This window comes from Leptospira kobayashii (assembly GCF_003114835.2).
Taxonomy (GTDB): domain Bacteria; phylum Spirochaetota; class Leptospiria; order Leptospirales; family Leptospiraceae; genus Leptospira_A; species Leptospira_A kobayashii.
The window spans coordinates 926,635-944,749 of sequence record NZ_AP025028.1 but is presented as its reverse complement, the minus strand read 5'-3'; the positions used below and the strand labels follow the sequence as shown (position 1 = coordinate 944,749).

Here is an 18,115-nt window from a genome sequence, read left to right as displayed (position 1 = left end):
GTCAAAAAAGAACCTTATGCCAGACACTCCAAATTACTATTCTATTAAGGTTGTTGTGCGGGACGAAACGAACATGGTCTATTCTATGTTTGCGGCGGTTTTGGACCCAATCGGAATCCGTACCATCAAGTTTGAAGGAGTGGCAAGCGGTAGCCCTTTGATTTTACTCCCGGTCAAGTCCACATTTCAGGACTTTTATAACAGAACCCAAAGAGTTATCTACAAAGGTGATCAACTCAAAAACATCACCAAGTCCATTCATGAAGTTTTAAAGTCCTCTTTTAACTCGGAGAGTTTTTTAGAGGAATTGTTTCACTACATAGATCACAATCTTGTAGACAGAATCGAATTTATTTTTACTCAAATCCACAATCGTACCGCAGGCAATTCCAATCCGAGAGTCGAGATCCATTATGAACTGATCGATCCAGCAGATATCGAAAAAACTACGGTTGATGAAGAAGAGATCGCAAGAAAAGAAGCGCCTCCCGTAATCGTTCCCGCTACTTCCGGATTTATCATTCCTCCCGACAAACAACTGATTCAGTTTCGTTTTCAACTTTCCCCTGTTAACGGGACACCTCTTTCCGAACTGAAAGGAGGAGATAATGTTTTTATCCGTTTGTTGCCGGGAGATCCGATTACAAATGCCATCATCGAAAGCTTGGAACTAAAAGAAGAATCGGGTAACATCAAACAAGTTCCCGCAAAGATCGTAAACATTTCTAACTCAAAAAATATTTCGGAAGTGGTGATCAAGATCAATGAACAGGTTTACGGAAAGATAGTGGAAGAGGAAAATTCCGTAAAGATCAAAACCTTTGACAGTTCCGCCGGAGCTGCTCCCGTATTGACATCACCTGCATCCATCACTGCCGCAAGGAAAGCAGGCCAACCCCAAAAACAGAAAGATTCCGAAGACTCTTTTCAAATCATGCCTTTTATCGTATTACTTGTATTAATTGCGGCGGGAATGATCGCCATGATAGTTTATCTCTAATCAAATGAAGAAACACCAAAGACTAATTCCAATCCTTACCCCTATTTTTTTGCTATTGTTAGCGTTACATTCCATGTTAGTTGACTACGAGCTGGCTGTCTCTGAACCGATCTCCGTCAGTATGGATGCAAAAGAAGACATCAACCTAAGCCCGCCGGAACAAAAAATTGAAATCAAAAAAGGAGTCTGGTTCAGAATCGATTACCTGAGTCATATGATCAGCGAGTTGCAAAAGGAAGAACTTCCTATCGACACGACTCCGGAAGAATCCATCGACACTCTCAAACGTATCCTGATCGGACAGAGAATATTGTTTTTCATTCTTACTTTTTACATGTTACTTTGTTTCTCCGCATTTGTTTCCTTTCTATACAAAGCATGGTTCTATCTACCTTTGAACCGGGGATTATTCTGGTTGGGGATTTTTTGGACTTTGCAACAGACTTTAGTCCATCTGAGGATCGCGACGGAAGGAGGAATCTGGGCCTGGGCGGGAGTTGCCTTTTTTCTTACCAGCTTTGTTCTTTGTATTCTTTCCTCCGTATACATTGAAAAGGGGAAAAAAGAACCTCTTACATTCGAAACGCTCAAACATTCCTCTGCTCTGGAAGAAGAAGGACGCGCTCCTGTTCCCAGTTCCAGGGCTTCTTATCTAAAGCTACTGGCTCATTTTTTAGTGATCATTCTGGTAGGAGTTTTGATCGGAAATTTCATTTATATTCCTCTCTTCCTATTGCAAAAATATTATGTTACCGAATTCGGAATCTTTATTCTGTCTCTCTTGGGGCTTCTATCGGGTTTCTATATCTATAATTATAGCAAGGTGGGAGGAGAAAAACAACTGTCCTCTCTTCAAAACACATTGGTCAGTGTATCTTATCTGCAGTTTCGTTTTTTAAGAAATGGTTTTCTAGGAATCTTCGGGCTGATCCTGGTCGTATTCTTTGTAACCTTTCTCTTCAGCTTATTGCTTTTCAATATAGATATTCTTCAAACAAATACCGGTCTCCTTGAGAAAGGAACCGAGTTTTAAGCTTTAAAGCTCAAATACAAACGGAATCGCTTGTTTTTTTGGTTTCACACCAAACGTTTCCATTCGGATAATAGGTGACTCTGTATTCCAGATCACCTTCTTCCGTAAAACGCTCGTAAGCTTCCTTTTTTCCATCCGGATAATAATAAAACCACTCGCTTACTTTTTTATCCGCAATGTAGGAACCTTTGGATTCTATTTTCGTATCAGGATAGTATTTCACCCAATCACCCGCCCGATTTCCGCCATCGTAAAACCCACGTTCGCTGACTCTTCCGTTTTCAAAGTATCGGATATAAGGCCCGTTTTCATTTCCCCATTCCAAAACCGACATCCAAAATTGTTTTTTACGAACCCCGGGAGTGAAATTCATTTCATAATAAGGAAGTCCGTCGGAAAAACTCCATCGCCAAATCCCCGTTCGTTCCATCATTTTATATTCTCCGGTTGCAATAACGGCTCCGGTTTGATACTCGTATTTTTCCGATTTTCCGTTTGCAATCCCGAACTCATTGACTTCGGTTTTCGAAACAAGGGCTCCTGTTTCAAACCAGCCCATTTCTTTTCCGTCTATGACCGCAGTATAAACATTGGCCTTCCGATTGTATCTGGCGGACTCGGGTACTTCTTTCGGCCTTTCTCCCTTTCCTTTACAAGGGGACAAAACAAAACTAAGACCCATAATGAATACGAGTTGGAGAAGGTAAGATACGAATGTATTATCTTTTAGGTTGGAGAAAATGGATTTCAGTTTCATTTTTAAATTGTCTCAGTATTTCTTTTGAAATTAGAATTCGGTTGAGCCGCTTGGATCGGATGGGTGTCAAATAACGAAGCGACAAAAGTATATACCCTTCCGGTTCCAAAGAAGTATACACTATGGGAGTGGATTTTCCTAATCTCACAAGATAGTTTTTGGATAATTCCCTTATTTTTTCATCTACCAACTCAGGCGCAAGCACCAGTTCTTCATGTAGAATATGATTACAGATTTTTTCGGCCTTTTCCCAATCCGAATCCACGGTCAGGGAAATTTTGAATTCGTCCCAAACAAAGTCCATAGCATCCGATACCAAAAAAAACCGATGCAAAACTATGTTAAAGTTGGGAAAATGAATGAGTCTGTTCGTAGATTGTTCCGCTTTCGGATCTCCCGAAATTTCAAGTAGGCTGAACTTTAAAAATCCGATATTGACAACATCTCCTTTGATATTATCGATCTCGATCCGATCCCCTACTTTAAAACCGTTTCCTCCCATGATCATAAACCAACCGACCATATTGAGCCAAACTTCTTTCAAAGAAATGACGATACCCGCTCCCGCCAAACCGAGAACAGTCGGCAATAATTGAAGACTGGAAAAAATAATAGGTAAGTAGATGATTATAAAAAAACCGAGATACCCGGTGCGTAGTACTTTTCTTCGATTGTATTCATGTGCTACGTCTTTTGCAGGGCGAACCCTTTCCAAAACGATCATGGTGATCTTATAGATCAATATTGCAAATAGCAACATATATGCGAAGAGGACTATGGTTGCGGAAAATCCTCTTTGCGTATCCAGAACCAAGCGGAATGGGTTCAGCTCCAGATAAAATTCTTTTATATTTTCACCCAAGTTCATCCCAGCCTTTTTGAAATTTAAGAATCTCCAAAACCAGATCCCTTTCAACAGGAACACCAAACTTGTATTTGCCGAAGTCTTCCAATAACACGAAATTTAAAGTATTGCCCTCTCTTTTTTTATCATGTTCCATATGCTCGATGATTTTTGAGGGATTTTCATTGATACCACGGGGAAGCCCGAGAGATTTCATAATACGAATCGCTGTTTTCAGATTTTCACGGGAAAAACCAAGTACACGTTCCGAAAGCAGAAGTGCGGTCACAAGTCCCATAGCAACTGCCTCTCCGTGTGAATATTTGGAATACTTGGTCAAAGACTCGATCGCATGGCCCGTAGTATGGCCCAAATTCAAAATAGCACGGACTCCTGACTCTCTTTCATCCTGGGAAACGATTTCCGCCTTAAACCTTACGGATTCGTCTATCGAGTAACGAAGTATCTCGGATTCGGAAGTAAAATCGGATCTTTTCATTCGGGAGATTTTTTCTAAAAAGTCTCCTCCGGAAAGGAACGCGTGTTTGACGATCTCGGCAATCCCGCAACTCCATTCCCTGGAAGGTAAAGTGGATAATGTAAACAAAGGAGCAAAAACGAATTCCGGTTGGTGGAATGCTCCTATCATATTTTTGCCCAAGTCCAAGTTGACTGCGACTTTTCCGCCCACGGAAGAATCCACACAAGCGAGTAAAGTCGTAGGAACTTGAACAAACCGAATCCCACGTTGGTAAGTCGCAGCGACAAACCCGGCAAAGTCTCCGATCACTCCCCCTCCGAAAGCAATAATGACCGCTTTTCTATCCGTATCCTGTTTTACCATTTCATGGAAAACTTTTTTCAACCTGTCGATATGTTTGTTTTTTTCGCCGGCCTTAACATAAATGATATGATAAGGAACTTTGATGGATCGGATTTCCTTGATCAGATATTTTTCATAAATACCTGCAATATCTCTGTTGGTAATAATGATGAAGCGGGAAACCTTTTTGAGCGTTTCCAGTTTTTCCCGAAGGCCGCTTAGGTCTTCATGAAGTTCCACAGGATATTGAAAACCTGCACCTTCGACTGTTCTTGACTGCAATATCATGACTCAGCTACCCATTTGCTAGGCACATACGTAGAAAGAGATCTTTTTTTGCTTTTGAAATATTCTTTGATATCCGGTCTAAGATCCAGCTTTTGCAATTCTTCAAATGTGAAATACCCGAATCCGGAGATTACTTTTTCCTTCGGGTTGATTTTAGGAACTTGTTCTTTTACTTTCACCTGAAATACCAATTGGATCAGATGTCTTTGTTTTTTAGGATCGATGGATTCGTTTAATAGTAAAAATGCGGAGGATACTACATCCAATTCCAATTCCTCTTTCAATTCTCTTTGCAGGGCTTCTTCTGCTGATTCTCCGAACTCAATTCCGCCGCCGGGTAACAACCAATACCCCTGACCTTTTTTCGTCTGCTGGATGAGCAACACCTTTCCTTTCTTATCTTGAATGAGAGCTGCAACCCGAACCCGTAATCCTTTCTTCTTAAATAAAAAATCAATCATAATAAACCCAATTTGGATAAAGCAAGTTTTGCTGCATTTTGTTCGGCAGAACGTTTGTTTTTTCCTTTGCCTTCCGTTTGGAATACATGATCCAAAGAGACTGCAATCAAAAACAATTTTTCGTGATCAGGACCTTCTTCCCTCATTACTTCATAGATCGGAATTTTCTTCCACTTTTTCTGGCAATGTTCCTGTAAAATAGTTTTAAAATCTTTTGTTTCTTCCACTTCATCCAGCAATTGTTCCATATTCTTGAAGTTAGGTTCTAAGAAACGTCTGCATTCTTCCAAACCTTGATCCAAATACAGGGCGCCGAGAAATGCTTCGAAACAATCAGCTTGCAGATTGGTATTGAATTCTCCTTTTTCTTTTTCACCTTTTCCAAGCAGTAGAAATTGATTGAATTTATACTTTCGGGCGATGGCTGCGATAGCAGGAGCGGATACGATTTTACTTTTTAATTTTGCAAGTTTTCCTTCTTTTCCTTTGGGAAGAGAACGATAGAGATAATCTGCAGCAAGTAATCCGAGAATGGAGTCGCCTAAAAATTCCAACCGTTCATTGTCCAGATGATCCCGATCGAGTTCATTGGCAAAAGATCTATGAACAAATGCTTGGTGAAGGATTTTAAGATCTTTGAACTTTGTATCCGTAAGAGATTGAATGGAGTTCAGTTCTCCCATTCTGGCAGGATTTTGCCAATTTTTAGAATCGTGATGAGTGTGAGAATGATGCAAAGGCGGGGAAAAATCCGGGTTCCCCTTTGGGAGGAAACCCGGTTTTAAAATTGGGAATTACTGTTTAAGTGTATCGATGTGTTTGATTACATCGCCAACTGTTTGGATTTTTTCTGCGATTTCGTCAGAAATTTCCACGCCAAACTCTTCTTCAAGAGCCATAACTAATTCAACTGTATCAAGAGAGTCCGCACCGAGATCATTGATGAAATGAGCGTCGATATTTACTTCTGACTCATCAACACCAAGTTGTTCAACGATGATTGACTTAATTTTTTCGAAATCTGCCATGTGTTCCTCCAGGCTAATGCCCCAACTATTGGGACAAAATGTTAAGTTGTTTTCGCTAGCACGCACGGAAGTGCCCAGCGTTTTTTTAAAATGGAATTGTCGAAAATTTTGGCAAGTCTAAATAGATTATTTTCTAATTGTTGCAGGAGCCATAAAAATGCCATCGTTTAACTAATATTACACGCTTTCCTTCTATTGTGCCAAGCCAAAAAGATCCTAAAACCCTTATAAATCGAAGATTTCAAGACCAATTGCCGCACCAGCATTCTTCACTGATTACCCTATTAGACTTTTTTCCAATATTATAGTCCGTAATAACGGAATAATAGTTCGTTATCGCGAATTTTATATATAAATATCATCAGCACATCCGAAATATAGAAAAAAAAGGTGATTTTAAATCATCAGGAGTCAAAATCATGAAAAAAATATCGATATTAACGGGTCTACTGTTGGCCTTTGCCTTTTTAGGATTCTCCTGCAAGGAAAAGGATAAAGATAATACACCTCTACTTGCAGCACTTTTGTATCTAAGCAATGGAATAAAAGTCAATTCGGTCAGTGATCTGGTAAACGAATCAAATGCAGATTATTCCAAAAACGAATACGGACTGATCGAAGCATCCAAATTGGAAACTTGGGTCAGCGATTGGACTGCGAACAAACCCTCTCATATTTCGGGAAAATTGATCATTTTGCAAACGGATGCGGCTGATCGTTATGAACCAGGCACTAAAGGTTCTTATGTAAAAGCGGATGCTTCGAAAGGCGTCTATGTCTATCATTTGGATGATTATCAAACCGGAGGAACTTCCAACTTTCGTTTCAATCAAACGAGAGATTCCGGGCTAATTAAAAATTCAGTTCGCTACCAAGCAAACGGAGCATATGTGGATGAATGGTTAAAAGCATTTGGAATCGACCTAAGCAAAGATTTGGTAGTATTTGCTGTCGGAACAACGACCACTCTGATCAATGGAAGTGCGACCGGCGGAACACAGGGCGCTTACGATACCGCAGCAAACAAAGGAACCTACGCCGGTGGAGTACAAGACATTGCCCGCGGAGTGTATTGGTTGCGTTATTGGGGTGCGGACATCAAACATCTTGCCATCCTAAACGGTAACCTCTACAAAAATTTCAATAATGCGAGTCTTCTGTCTAACACACGTTCCACGATTCCAAATAACAACGGCGGATTCTCTGTAAAACAACTTCGTGTGGACAATACCGCTCTTACACTCGGACTGGAAGATATTTATGAAATTGCAAAATCAGGTTTGAAAGCAAGTCTCTCGGGAATCACCGATTCACAGTTTCTTGTGGATGCCCGTCCGACTGCTCAGTTCAATGGAGCTGTAACTACAATCGGAACTGCGGGTGCTTATTTCATCACTACTTCTTGGGCATTTTCGGGTGCACCTAACGCAGCGGCAAACCCCGCTCAAAAATTCGTATTATTTGAAGGTGGAATCAAAGGAGCGATAGATTTCCCATGGACGGATCTTCTAGGTGATTCCACTACCGGATTTAAGTTTGTTTCCAAAGACAGTTTGAAAACAATATTTGCAAACAAAGGTTATACGGCAGGAAAAACGGTTATTTCCCAATGCCGAACTAATTTCGAAGCGCAAGTAAACGGATTTGCAGCGTTGAATATTTTAGGTTATCCTACGGCATTTTATGACGGGTCTCTCGTAGAGTGGACATCCGTTGCGGCGGCTCATCCTGCTTCCGAATTCAATAAAGTGACTTCCGGTTTCAAATGGAGAACGGATACGGATACAGTATCACGCATCCTTTGGTATAATGGAACTGCTGCGGATACTTCCCGCTCACAGGCGGCGGAAATAGATCCGACGGCAACAACCACGAAAAAGTTTATCCAAGAGGATAAAGCCTACAAATATTAATCATTCATTTCTCCAAGTTTGATTTTCATGTATGTCTGGAGCCCTCACCTTGAACAAGTGGGGGCTTTTTTTGTGTAGTTATCCGTAATAAATGATTTCCGTGTTTAAGAGTTAGTAGATGTCCACGATCACAGCCGCGGGGTTCTTTTGGTGCTGTGGATGGGGGAATTTAAGGAAGGAGTTTTTAGAATACTATCCCCGCCCTATTGACATTGGGTGGGGTTAACCACCCGCCACCCAATGCACTCCTTCTATCACATCACCTTTCTCTTGTAAAGCGAAGTCCTTAGTTCTGAAAATTTTCAGCAAATAAGTTCGCCTTTTTGACCATGCTCGCCTCAATCCTATATGCGAGTAGATCCGTGATTGAAATCATCAGCTGCTCAGAATATTCACAAGATCAGCACCATATTATTCAATATGGCATAATATTTCCAAGATTACAGATTTTAATTCAGTATAACGATTGAAAATAAAAACCTAACCTAAGAAATGAATTCAAATTCACTTCTCTCGGAGGAAATCATGATCACCTACTCTTCCATTCGCTTTCGGTTTTTTTCATTACTGCTTGTAGGGCTATTTTATTCTCTTAGTCCAAAATCGGAATTATTCGCCATCGACGGACTTACGCGCAATGCCAATAATGCAAGGTACGAGGGTTTGGCGGGAACAAACACCGCACTTGGAGGTTCAGCGATCGATGTTACCTTAAATCCTGCCAACCTTTCTCTAAAGAAAGGAAGAGTTTTAGAATTCGGTTTTACCAATTCTACAATCAACACACGTTATCAAGATCAGTTTTTGGACAAAGATCAGAAAAATATTTATTCCAACGACGTTAAGAGCACACTCAATGCTCCGGCTCCTTACATAGCATTCAAAACACCAATCACAGATAACATCGATTATGGAGTCGCGTTTTATGTTCCCGGTGGTGCCGCAGGGGGAGTGGATAAAATTCTACGAAATACTCCGAACGGACAAAACACGAACGAATGGTCTGGTTTGAATTTAGTTTCCCCTTTGGGAGATTCCAGACAAATCCGAGAAAGTAACTCCAATCAGTTCGCCGTAGTCAAATTGGTAAACGGGATCTCGGTAAAATTCGGAAACCTTTCCTTGGGTGCCAGCATCGAAGGACTTTACGGATATCAAAGATTAAACCAAAAATACTACGATGTTACCGGCAATATTGAAATTCCGGGCCAAGGGTATTATTATGAAAGTAGTAAAAAGGCTTTTAGTTTAGGTGGGATTTTAGGAGCCAACTACACTGTCAATGATTGGGTTAGAATCGGTTATTCTTATCAAGCGCATTCTTCCCTTCCGTTAGATGGCGGTTATACGATCGGAGTAAATAACCCGAATTATTACAGAAAGACAGGGGTGTCTTATCATTTTAATCTTCCGGAAAAACATTCATTGGGATTCGCATTCGGACCGGAAGGAATCAAGCTCGCAATCGACTTCGTTTACTCCAATTACGGATCTTATCTTCGAAAGGCAAACCAAACCTTGGAAGATCCTTGGCTCCCTACCCCGCTTGGAAATATTGCATCTGCCGATGCACATTTGAATTTCAGAGACCAGGGAGGTGTTCAACTGGGACTTGAGCACAAGTTAAATGAAACTTGGACTTACCGGTTGGGTTATAGTTATAACAACTTGCTGATTAAAAGTAACGGTCTGGGAGGAACTACTGGTGGCTTTTTTTCCATTCACCATGTGTTTGCAGGCGGGTTCAGCTATACATTTGATACATGGAGTATCGACTTAGGAGCGAGTTATAATGCGCCTAGAAATAAAATTTACGGTGGTAAAGGAACGGATTGGGATCTTTCTCATGCGATCAAGACCGGACCCACGGAATTCAACGGGTTAGGGTATAGTTATAATGCGGAATCTACATTCCTAAACGTTACATTGGGTGCCACGAAGAAATTTGAATGATCAAACAAGCGGAGCTTGCCTCGCTCGCTCTATACAAAATTGTTTATTGAATTCTAATCTTAAAGTGAGCGAGGCGCTTCTCGCGGTAGCGTAGGCCAGGACGGCCGAAGCTTTTTCGTCGGAACAGGATGTTCCGCGAAAAAGAGCGGGAAGCGCCGAGCGATTTAGTGACCGCCGCCTGGCAAAAATCCACCACCATTGATGTCTAGGATATGACCTGTAATAAAGGAAGAAGCATCCGAAGCAAGGAAAGCAATCCCGTTCGCGATGTCTTCAGGAAGACCTGCACGTTTCAATGGAATCGCAGCAACCATTCCCGCTTTGATGTTTTCAGGAATCGCTTCTGTCATTTCAGTCGCAATAAAGCCCGGAGCGATCGCATTGCATCTGATTTTTCGGGAAGCCATCTCAAGAGCTACGGCTTTCGTAAAACCGATTACACCTGCTTTGGAAGCGGAATAATTTGTTTGTCCGATGTTACCATTTTCTCCGGAAATAGAGGAAAGATTAATAATAGATCCGCCATTTTCCTGCTTCATCATGACCTTAATTGCCGCTTGAGTGCAAAGATAAGTACCTGTTAGGTTAACGGCAATCACCGCATCCCACTGTTCTTTTTTCATTCTCATAAGAAGAGTATCACGAGTGATACCGGCATTGTTTACCAGAATGTCTACCGAACCGAATTCTTTATGAGCAGCTGCGATCAGATTTTGTGCATCTTCTTCAACAGATACGTTTCCGATCACCGCGATCGCCTTGTATCCTTTTGATTTCAACTCTTCAGCTGTTGCTTTTGTCGTTTCTGGGTTCATATCAGCAACTACAATGTTAGCACCAAGAGATGCAAGTTTGAGACAAGTCCCTTTTCCAATCCCTCTCGCACCACCAGTTACAATTGCAGTTTTTCCGGTTAAATTAATCATCTCTTTCTCCTAACTAATCATTTATACTGTTCTATTAAAAAATAAATCCAATTATCAAATGGAATCACCCATCACCGTGCGAAACTCCAGTATTCTGGCGGCGATTCTTTCGTTTACTTTCTGTTTTGCGCATTCGGTGATCACTCTGATCGCGTTTTTTACGGCAAGTGCGCTGGAGGATCCGTGTCCGATCATACAAATCCCTTCCACGCCCAAGAGAAGAGCTCCGCCATATTCGGCATAATCGAGTCTTTTTTTTACGGCAGTGAATGTGGATTTGAGAAGTAATGCTCCTGTTTGTGCAAAGCTCGACTGGCGGATGGAATTTTTCAAAACATTGAATATGGATTTAGCAAGTCCCTCGGTGGCTTTCAGAACGATATTGCCCGTATAACCGTCACATACGACTACGTCCACATCCCGACCGCTACCGTAAAGATCACGCCCTTCCACATTTCCTATAAAATTGAACGGAATTTTTTTTAAGATTTCAAAAGTTTTAACGGTTACCGCGTTTCCTTTTTTATCCTCTTCTCCGTTGGATAAAATTCCAACTTTGGGATTTTGGATTCCGAAAACTTCGCGGGAATAAATTTCGCCCATAACGGCGAACTGAGCAAGATACTCCGGCTTACAGTCCACATTGGCACCCGCATCCAGAAGCAAAACGGGAGCACCCACTTCTCTAGGAATGGGTGCGGCAATAGGAGGTCGTAAAACACCTGGTAGGCGCCCCATATGAAGCAATGCCGCGGCCATCGTAGCACCGGTGTTACCCGGCGAAAATACGCCGACGCATTCTTTTTCAGCTACAAGTCTGACTGCTTTTACAACTGAGGAATCTTCCATTGCGCGAACTGCGATGGAAGGAGAATCATTCATTCCTATGATTTCGGAAGAATGTATGACACGGATTTTTTCCGTATCATAATCAAATTTCAAAAGAAGATCTAATAATTCTTGTTCGTCTCCGACTAAAGATACGGAAAGGCCTAGTTCCCGGACTGCGAGAACCGCGCCTTCAACAATACATTCCGGACCGTAATCCCCGCTCATCGCGTCTACGGCGACCCACATAACTTTTAGTTATCTTCAGTAGTCTTTTTTACTTTCGGAGCGAGAACGAGCGCGCCTTTGTAGAAACCACAGTAAGGGCACACACGGTGAGAAAGAATATAAGAACCACAATTGGTACAAGGGTTCAAGTTAGGTTTGCCAATGGCGTGATGTGCTCGTTTGGTTCTAACTTTTGATTTCGATTTGCGTCGCTTTGGGACTGCCATGACTATCCTCGATGGATTTATTACTAAGTTTTTACTATGGTTTCTAAAATGGTACCGAAAACAAGATATTTAATTTTCTAGGCTTTCAATTAGCGATCGTAGTTCATCCTGTTTGGCATAAAAGGAAGACCGGTTGCAAACCAGCCTTGCCGTGCTAAAAAGAATAGCTTCGATTTCTTTCAGACCGTTCGCTTTGAGAGTTCCCCCGGTTGAAACCAAATCCACGATACAATCGGAGAGACCTACGATGGGGGCAAGCTCAATGGAACCGTATAATTTGATCACTTCGCAGGAAATTCCTTTAGAAAAGAAGTATTCCTTGGTCAATTCGGGGTATTTGGTTGCAACGCGCACCTTAGAACGTTTGGCATAAAGATCAAAGTCAGGAAAACTCGCTAAAGAAAGTCTACACTCTCCTATCTTAAGATCGACCGGAGAAATCAGATCATACTTTCCTTCTTTGATTATGTCCCATCCGACAATTCCTGCATCTGCGGAACATTCTTCCACATAAGTGCATACATCTTGGGAGCGAACAAATAGAAGGCGAAGCCTTTTGTCTTTGGATACGAAGGTGAGTTCTTTGGAATCAGATGGCGGAAGAGAATCCAACCACCCTTTGTCTTTGAGTATCTGGGCGCTTTCCTCTGCAAGCCTCCCCTTAGGAAGAGCGAGGGTGAGCACTTAAGATTTCCCGATTTTTAAAAGTAAGTAGCTTGCGAGAAGCTTTACATCTTCCAGAGAGTCTGCGGTAGTTCCGTCGATTTTCAAAACTTTTTCCAAGTTGGTCTTAGCACCCACCTTGTCTCCATTTTGAAATTGCAGTCTTGCCGTATGATAAAAAGCCCATGCTTTGAACTGGTTGATTTCTCTGCTGGTTTCCAGAAGCGTAGATGCAATTTTATAATTCTCTAATGCTTTCTTAGAATCGGATACCTGGTCTCTGTAATTGCCCGCAATATAAAAGTAATACGCTTTGATTTCTTTAGGAGTATCTATCTTTTTGCCGGCCAGTTCGATGTATTCCGCAGCTTTTGTAAAGTCACCTTTCTCAGCATACAGCCGGGAAAGATCTTTCCAAACCCGAAGTTCCATTCTACCGGTGCTCTGGTCTTTTAAAAAAGTTTCCAGTTCGGCAATTTGTTTTTCGGGAGTGAGATTTGCCTTTTTGGCTTTGCTTTGAAGATCCTCTAAAACAACGGTTTCTTTTTGAAATCTATAATCGGAATACTCGAAGTATCCGATCACTGCCGCTAGCACAATGACTACGGCACCGATTCCTAAAAAAACATTCCTTCTGTTTCTTACAAAAAAATGAGAAAACTTTAGAAAATAAAGCTCGGACTTTGTTCCTTCGAAGTCTGCGAACTCATCTTTATGAGCCCGCACTTCTTCTTCCCGTTTTTTGTCGATGAGGTTCTTCTTTACAAACTTATCCATAGGGGTTAACGGTTGTTATTTAAGTTCATGAAAGAACCGATAGACTCACGTGAAGGAGTATTGTCTTCTTTCATATATTTCGCCATCTCTTCTCTTTCTACCGCTTTATCAAAGTCTTTGATGGAAAGGGAAATCTTCTTATTATTCGGCTCGATCTTAACTACAACTGTGCGAACCTGTTCGCCTACTTTGTATAGTTCTTCCAATTTGATATTTCTACCATCAGGGATTTCCGAAATATGAACCAGTCCTTCAAAACCAGGTTCAACTTCTACGAACACACCGAAACTAACAATGGATTTCACTCTGCCTTCCACAAGCGTACCCGGTGGGTATTTTTTGCGAAGTGCTTCGTAAGGATGTTCAGATAATTGTTTGAGTCCGCAGCTGATTCTTTGTGCGTCCAAGTTCACATCCAGGATTTTGAATTGGATGGATTGTCCTTTTTTCAAAAGAGAAAGAGGATTCTTTTCCTTTTCATCCCAGGTGATGTCGGAGATATGAATGAGTCCTTCGATTCCGTTTTCCACTTCAACAAAGGCACCGTATTTGGTGATTCCAGTGACTTTACCTTCGAGAACATTACCTGCACGCACATTGGAAGAGAGTGCTTCCCATGGGTTTGGTAATAATTGTTTGAGTCCGAGGGAAAGTCTGCGAGCTTCAAAATCGATATCTAAGATTTCAGAATCAACTTCCTGACCTTTTTTCAAAACGTCTTTCGGATGTGGGGGTTTTTTAGCCCAGGAAAGTTCGGTAGTGTGAATGAGTCCTTCCAAACCTTCTTTGAGTTCAACGAAAGCTCCGAAGTTGGTCATGGAAGTCACGATTCCGCGAACTACCATACCTTTTTCCAGCTCTTTCTTAGCCCAGATCCAAGGATCTTCATACAGTTGTTTGATGCCTAATGAAAGTTTGTTGTTCTCTTTGTCTACTTCGAGAACAATCACTTCCACTTCCGCACCGATTTGGAAGTATTGTTTGAAAGGTGCGAATTTTTTGTAAGAAATATCGTTTTGACGAAGGAGACCTACTACTTCGTAAACAGACAAAAATACTCCGAAGTTTGCAATTTTTACAACCTTACCTTGTACTTTGTCGCCTACTTTTACTTTTTCAAGTAACTCGCCCCATTTTTCGCCGTTGATCTCATCTAACAGGGTTTTGCGGGAAACAACACCTGTTTTTGTTTTTTCATTGAGTTCTATGATTTTGACTTGGAATTCTTTTCCACCTTCAGTCGCTTCTTTGAAGCGAACCCCTACGTGAGAGGCAGGTAAAAAAAGTTGAATGCCTTCGCTTTCAACCAGGTATCCTTTGTTTTTAACTTCGCTTACGATTTTACCAGATAAAGGGTAACCGTTTACGCTTGCATCCTTGATCGTTTCCCAACCAACTCTTTGGTCTGCTTCCTTTTTCGAGAGAATTGAATATCCATCGACTCGCTTTTTTACAATGGCACTGACTCGTTCGCCTCGCTTGGGGGCTTCCGAAAAATCTTCACGTGGGACACGTGCTTCTAATTTTTCACCGATGTCTAGGAAGACTGTGTCTCCGATTACGTCTACGACGGTGCCTTCAATGAGCAGTCCTTTACTGCCTGCATTGCTTTCTTGTTCTTGCGATTGCGACTGTGATTCCCACTTTTCAAGGAGTTCTCCGAAAGTGGTCTCGTTTTTGGGGGAAGAAGGGTTGGTTGAATTCAATGGTACTTACCGGGATACAAAACTTAAATTTGTCCAGGCAGAGAAAGCTTGGACAGGATAGTATTTAAGACAGCTTCTGTTTCAAGCCCGCTCGTGTCAATACGGAATGCGTCCTGAGCCTGTAGGAGGGGGGCTACAGCCCTAGTTTCATCCGAATGATCCCTGGATTCGATTTCTTCTTTGAGGTGTTGGAAATTTACCTGAATCCCTTTCTTTTCCAGTTCCAGAAATCTTCTTTTCGCACGAACCTCGGAAGAAGCAGTCAGGAAAAATTTGAATTTGGAATTGGGAAAAACTTCCGTTCCGATATCTCTACCATCCATCACCAATTTGTGTTTTTTGGCAAAATCCCGGATTCTCTCATTCACAAAATCCCGAAATACCCTTCGGTTGGCGATGTAACGGATCAGCCGGGTGATTTCGGGAGTTCGGATCTCTTCGGAAATATCCTTTTGGCCTAAGAAAATCCGGTTTTCTCCGGAATCGGAAAGTTCACAGGAAAGTGGTACCTCCGACAGAACAAAGTCGAATTCTTCCTTTTCTTTTCCCAAAAGGCTAGCATCCGCTAATTTCTCGGTGAAAAAAGGAAACTTTTCCGGATCTCCGCCTTCTCGTGAAAATTTTTCCCATATAGCGAGCGTTAATCCTCTATAAAAGGCACCCGAGTCCAAATATAAAAAACCTATTTTTTTTGCAAGCAGTCGGGCAATCGTGCTTTTTCCTGAGCCTGCGGGTCCATCAATTGCGATGACAGAATCGATCATAAGGAATACTTACCAACGCGCCTCCTCCCAGTCCAGAATCAAATGGAGAGAAAACGCGCGCGGGATTTAAATTCTAAACTTTCCGATTTCCTGATTGAGCTCTTGTGCGAGTTTACTCAAACGATTTGCAGCAGTGATGACTTCATCGGACGATTCCATTTGCTTTTGGGAAAAGCCCGCGATCCCTTGCGTATTCTCGGAAATGCTACTGGTCATATGTGCGAGCTGTTCCGTGGATGCGTTCAACTCTTCGGTGCTTGCGGAAATTTCTTCCGTGGTCGCGGATACGTTTTGTACTTCATCGGTAACTTTTTCAATGGAAGATAAAATCAATTGGAATGTCTCTCCCACGTTGTTTACCATTTGCACACCCACATCCACTTCTTTGTTTCCCTTCTCCATCATGTTTACGGAACTCAAAGTGTTTTTTTGAATCTCACCGATCAGCACAGTAATCTGTTTTGTAGCATTCTCCGATCTTTCCGCAAGTTTACGGACTTCGTCGGCAACTACTGCGAAACCTTTTCCATTATCTCCGGCACGCGCTGCCTCAATAGCAGCATTTAACGCAAGTAAGTTGGTTTGGCTGGCGATCTGATTGATCGTATCTACAATTTGGCCGATTTCTTTGGAGTTTTCACCCAATGTATGAATACTGGAAGAAATTCCGCTCACGGAAGAATTGACAACTTGCATCTGTTTGATGGTCTGTCCGACAACTTCCCTACCTTCCTGAACTCTTTCCAAAACATTATTAGCAAGAGAAGAAACAACGGAAGTCGCCTCCGCAATTTTTGCTATGGCTTGTGCATTTTCATCCATTGCATTTTTGTTTTCCGAAAATGCATTCAACTGGTTTTCAGCATTGTTAGAAACCATTTGAACTGATTGGGAAATGGAAGTGGCTACGGAAGAAGAATGTTCCGCACTGGTATAAAGATTTTTTGCGGAGTCAGAAACCTGCTCGGAAGAGAATGATACTTTTTTAATCATCTCTCTTAAACTGCGGGTCATGGTATTGAAATCGGAGGCAAGAATTCCGAACTCGTCCATAAATTTCAAGTCGGCATTTTGAGTGAGGTCCCCCTCGCTTGCCCGTTCCACCACCGATTTGATCGCGTTGATTTTGCGGGAGATAATTCCTGCAAAGAAATAAGACAGAACTAATGAAAATACGAGAGCAACACTTGCAGCTACCAAAAACTTAATTTGCAGGATTTTCAATCTTTCTTCATAAATGATCTCTTCCCTACCGCCCGATCCTACAATCCAATTCCATGGTTCATAATAAATCTGGTAGGCGATCCAATAATAGATAGGTTCCTGTCCTTCCTGCCACATCTCCCTAACAATCCTTCCCGTCTTTTCTTTGTTAGACCAAGTATCACGAACGGTGTATTTGCCGCCCACCTGATAGTCCCAGAGATTGACTCCCTCTATATTGAAAGGATTCATCGTAAACATTCCGTCCGGTTGGGAAGCCCAGACTCTCATATCCAGTTTTGCGGACATTTTCCCTTTGGACAAATCTCTCACTCCATCGGGACCTTTCGGGCCGAGGATATAATTTTTAGCTCTGTCTTGCGCATCAGTCAGGGAAATTTTTCCTGCCTTCACATCTTCGTTCAAAAGATCAATAAGTCCCACGGAATCTTTTACGATATTTGTGAACATCTCTTCGCCGATATTCAGAATCTGGGTTTTTGCGGAATCATAAACGATATAAAAAATAGGAATGAGGACTAAGTTGAGTATGATAAATATGAAAAGCATCATCTGAAGTCTGATACTTAGGGATTTAATTTTTTTGAAAGCGGACTCGGAACTTTTGGAAACTAAATTCGACATAATAATTGTTAGGTTCTCCTGGAAAAACTCATAGAAACACCTCTCACC

Annotated in this window: 18 protein-coding genes; 4 read left to right on the top strand and 14 right to left on the bottom strand. The window is 41.7% G+C overall.

The window, feature by feature from the left end; translation table 11 throughout:
• The first annotated feature begins 16 nt into the window (after positions 1–16).
• Positions 17–1,000, top strand: a complete 984-nt coding sequence (locus DI077_RS04175; RefSeq protein ID WP_109020658.1) for a hypothetical protein — start codon at positions 17–19, stop codon at positions 998–1,000.
• Between the two features lie 4 nt (positions 1,001–1,004).
• Positions 1,005–2,033: an LIC_10230 family protein gene (locus DI077_RS04170; RefSeq protein WP_109020659.1), complete on the top strand. Its 1,029-nt coding sequence runs from the start codon at positions 1,005–1,007 to the stop codon at positions 2,031–2,033.
• A 10-nt stretch (positions 2,034–2,043) separates the two neighbouring features.
• On the opposite strand, the gene DI077_RS04165 is transcribed toward DI077_RS04170, so the two are convergent.
• From DI077_RS04165 to acpP, 6 genes are read right to left on the bottom strand one after another with little or no spacing between them, the layout of a single operon-like run.
• Entirely contained in the window at positions 2,044–2,790 is a 747-nt protein-coding gene (locus DI077_RS04165; RefSeq protein ID WP_242935350.1) for a toxin-antitoxin system YwqK family antitoxin, read from the bottom strand.
• The gene (locus DI077_RS04160) at positions 2,753–3,652 is read right to left on the bottom strand and encodes a mechanosensitive ion channel family protein (protein WP_423241760.1); all 900 of its coding nucleotides are present in this window, start codon (positions 3,650–3,652) and stop codon (positions 2,753–2,755) included. Before DI077_RS04160 ends, DI077_RS04165 begins: the two co-directional genes overlap by 38 nt.
• Positions 3,645–4,745, bottom strand: coding sequence for a 3-dehydroquinate synthase (aroB, locus tag DI077_RS04155; RefSeq protein ID WP_109020661.1), 1,101 nt, complete (start codon positions 4,743–4,745; stop codon positions 3,645–3,647). The genes DI077_RS04160 and aroB overlap by 8 nt, the downstream gene beginning before the upstream one ends.
• Positions 4,742–5,203 carry an NUDIX domain-containing protein gene (locus DI077_RS04150; RefSeq protein WP_174705640.1) on the bottom strand — a complete coding sequence of 154 codons (462 nt, stop codon included), beginning with the start codon at positions 5,201–5,203 and terminating at the stop codon, positions 4,742–4,744. Before DI077_RS04150 ends, aroB begins: the two co-directional genes overlap by 4 nt.
• Complete coding sequence (rnc, locus tag DI077_RS04145; protein WP_242935349.1) at positions 5,203–5,943, bottom strand: ribonuclease III; 741 nt, start codon at positions 5,941–5,943, stop codon at positions 5,203–5,205. Before rnc ends, DI077_RS04150 begins: the two co-directional genes overlap by 1 nt.
• Positions 5,944–6,000: 57 nt before the next feature.
• Entirely contained in the window at positions 6,001–6,234 is a 234-nt protein-coding gene (gene acpP / locus DI077_RS04140) for an acyl carrier protein (protein WP_109020663.1), read from the bottom strand.
• Between the two features lie 419 nt (positions 6,235–6,653).
• Between acpP and DI077_RS04135 the strand changes: the two genes are divergently transcribed.
• On the top strand, positions 6,654–8,147 hold the full coding sequence (locus tag DI077_RS04135; RefSeq protein WP_109020664.1) for a sulfurtransferase: 1,494 nt from the start codon (positions 6,654–6,656) through the stop codon (positions 8,145–8,147).
• A 525-nt stretch (positions 8,148–8,672) separates the two neighbouring features.
• Positions 8,673–10,100 carry an OmpP1/FadL family transporter gene (locus DI077_RS04130; RefSeq protein WP_109020737.1) on the top strand — a complete coding sequence of 476 codons (1,428 nt, stop codon included), beginning with the start codon at positions 8,673–8,675 and terminating at the stop codon, positions 10,098–10,100.
• A gap of 164 nt (positions 10,101–10,264) precedes the next feature.
• Here the strand turns inward: DI077_RS04130 and fabG are convergent, their stop codons facing one another.
• The 8 genes from fabG to DI077_RS04090 all read right to left on the bottom strand — a co-directional run bounded on the left by fabG (position 10,265) and on the right by DI077_RS04090 (position 18,067).
• A complete protein-coding gene (gene fabG, locus DI077_RS04125; RefSeq protein WP_109020665.1) occupies positions 10,265–11,026 on the bottom strand; it encodes a 3-oxoacyl-ACP reductase FabG in 762 nt (253 codons plus the stop codon).
• A 54-nt stretch (positions 11,027–11,080) separates the two neighbouring features.
• Positions 11,081–12,103, bottom strand: coding sequence for a phosphate acyltransferase PlsX (plsX, locus tag DI077_RS04120; protein ID WP_109020666.1), 1,023 nt, complete (start codon positions 12,101–12,103; stop codon positions 11,081–11,083).
• Between the two features lie 5 nt (positions 12,104–12,108).
• Positions 12,109–12,309, bottom strand: coding sequence for a 50S ribosomal protein L32 (rpmF, locus tag DI077_RS04115; protein WP_109020667.1), 201 nt, complete (start codon positions 12,307–12,309; stop codon positions 12,109–12,111).
• 69 nt (positions 12,310–12,378) lie between these two features.
• Positions 12,379–12,993 carry an ATP phosphoribosyltransferase gene (gene hisG, locus DI077_RS04110; protein ID WP_109020668.1) on the bottom strand — a complete coding sequence of 205 codons (615 nt, stop codon included), beginning with the start codon at positions 12,991–12,993 and terminating at the stop codon, positions 12,379–12,381.
• Complete coding sequence (locus DI077_RS04105; protein ID WP_109020669.1) at positions 12,994–13,749, bottom strand: tetratricopeptide repeat protein; 756 nt, start codon at positions 13,747–13,749, stop codon at positions 12,994–12,996.
• Positions 13,750–13,754: 5 nt separating this feature from the next.
• Positions 13,755–15,455, bottom strand: coding sequence for a 30S ribosomal protein S1 (locus tag DI077_RS04100; protein WP_109020670.1), 1,701 nt, complete (start codon positions 15,453–15,455; stop codon positions 13,755–13,757).
• Positions 15,456–15,478: 23 nt separating this feature from the next.
• On the bottom strand, positions 15,479–16,219 hold the full coding sequence (gene cmk / locus DI077_RS04095; RefSeq protein ID WP_109020671.1) for a (d)CMP kinase: 741 nt from the start codon (positions 16,217–16,219) through the stop codon (positions 15,479–15,481).
• Between the two features lie 66 nt (positions 16,220–16,285).
• Entirely contained in the window at positions 16,286–18,067 is a 1,782-nt protein-coding gene (locus DI077_RS04090) for a methyl-accepting chemotaxis protein (protein ID WP_242935347.1), read from the bottom strand.
• Positions 18,068–18,115 lie beyond the last annotated feature (48 nt).

Coding starts and splice junctions, on each gene's coding strand:
- fabG (WP_109020665.1), bottom strand. CDS start 11,026: ATGATTAATTTAACCGGAAAAACTGCAATTGTAACTGGTGGTGCGAGA.
- DI077_RS04175 (WP_109020658.1), top strand. CDS start 17: ATGCCAGACACTCCAAATTACTATTCTATTAAGGTTGTTGTGCGGGAC.
- cmk (WP_109020671.1), bottom strand. CDS start 16,219: ATGATCGATTCTGTCATCGCAATTGATGGACCCGCAGGCTCAGGAAAA.
- DI077_RS04130 (WP_109020737.1), top strand. CDS start 8,673: ATGATCACCTACTCTTCCATTCGCTTTCGGTTTTTTTCATTACTGCTT.
- DI077_RS04135 (WP_109020664.1), top strand. CDS start 6,654: ATGAAAAAAATATCGATATTAACGGGTCTACTGTTGGCCTTTGCCTTT.
- acpP (WP_109020663.1), bottom strand. CDS start 6,234: ATGGCAGATTTCGAAAAAATTAAGTCAATCATCGTTGAACAACTTGGT.
- DI077_RS04170 (WP_109020659.1), top strand. CDS start 1,005: ATGAAGAAACACCAAAGACTAATTCCAATCCTTACCCCTATTTTTTTG.
- DI077_RS04105 (WP_109020669.1), bottom strand. CDS start 13,749: ATGGATAAGTTTGTAAAGAAGAACCTCATCGACAAAAAACGGGAAGAA.
- DI077_RS04090 (WP_242935347.1), bottom strand. CDS start 18,067: ATGTCGAATTTAGTTTCCAAAAGTTCCGAGTCCGCTTTCAAAAAAATT.
- plsX (WP_109020666.1), bottom strand. CDS start 12,103: ATGTGGGTCGCCGTAGACGCGATGAGCGGGGATTACGGTCCGGAATGT.
- rpmF (WP_109020667.1), bottom strand. CDS start 12,309: ATGGCAGTCCCAAAGCGACGCAAATCGAAATCAAAAGTTAGAACCAAA.
- aroB (WP_109020661.1), bottom strand. CDS start 4,745: ATGATATTGCAGTCAAGAACAGTCGAAGGTGCAGGTTTTCAATATCCT.
- DI077_RS04165 (WP_242935350.1), bottom strand. CDS start 2,790: ATGAAACTGAAATCCATTTTCTCCAACCTAAAAGATAATACATTCGTA.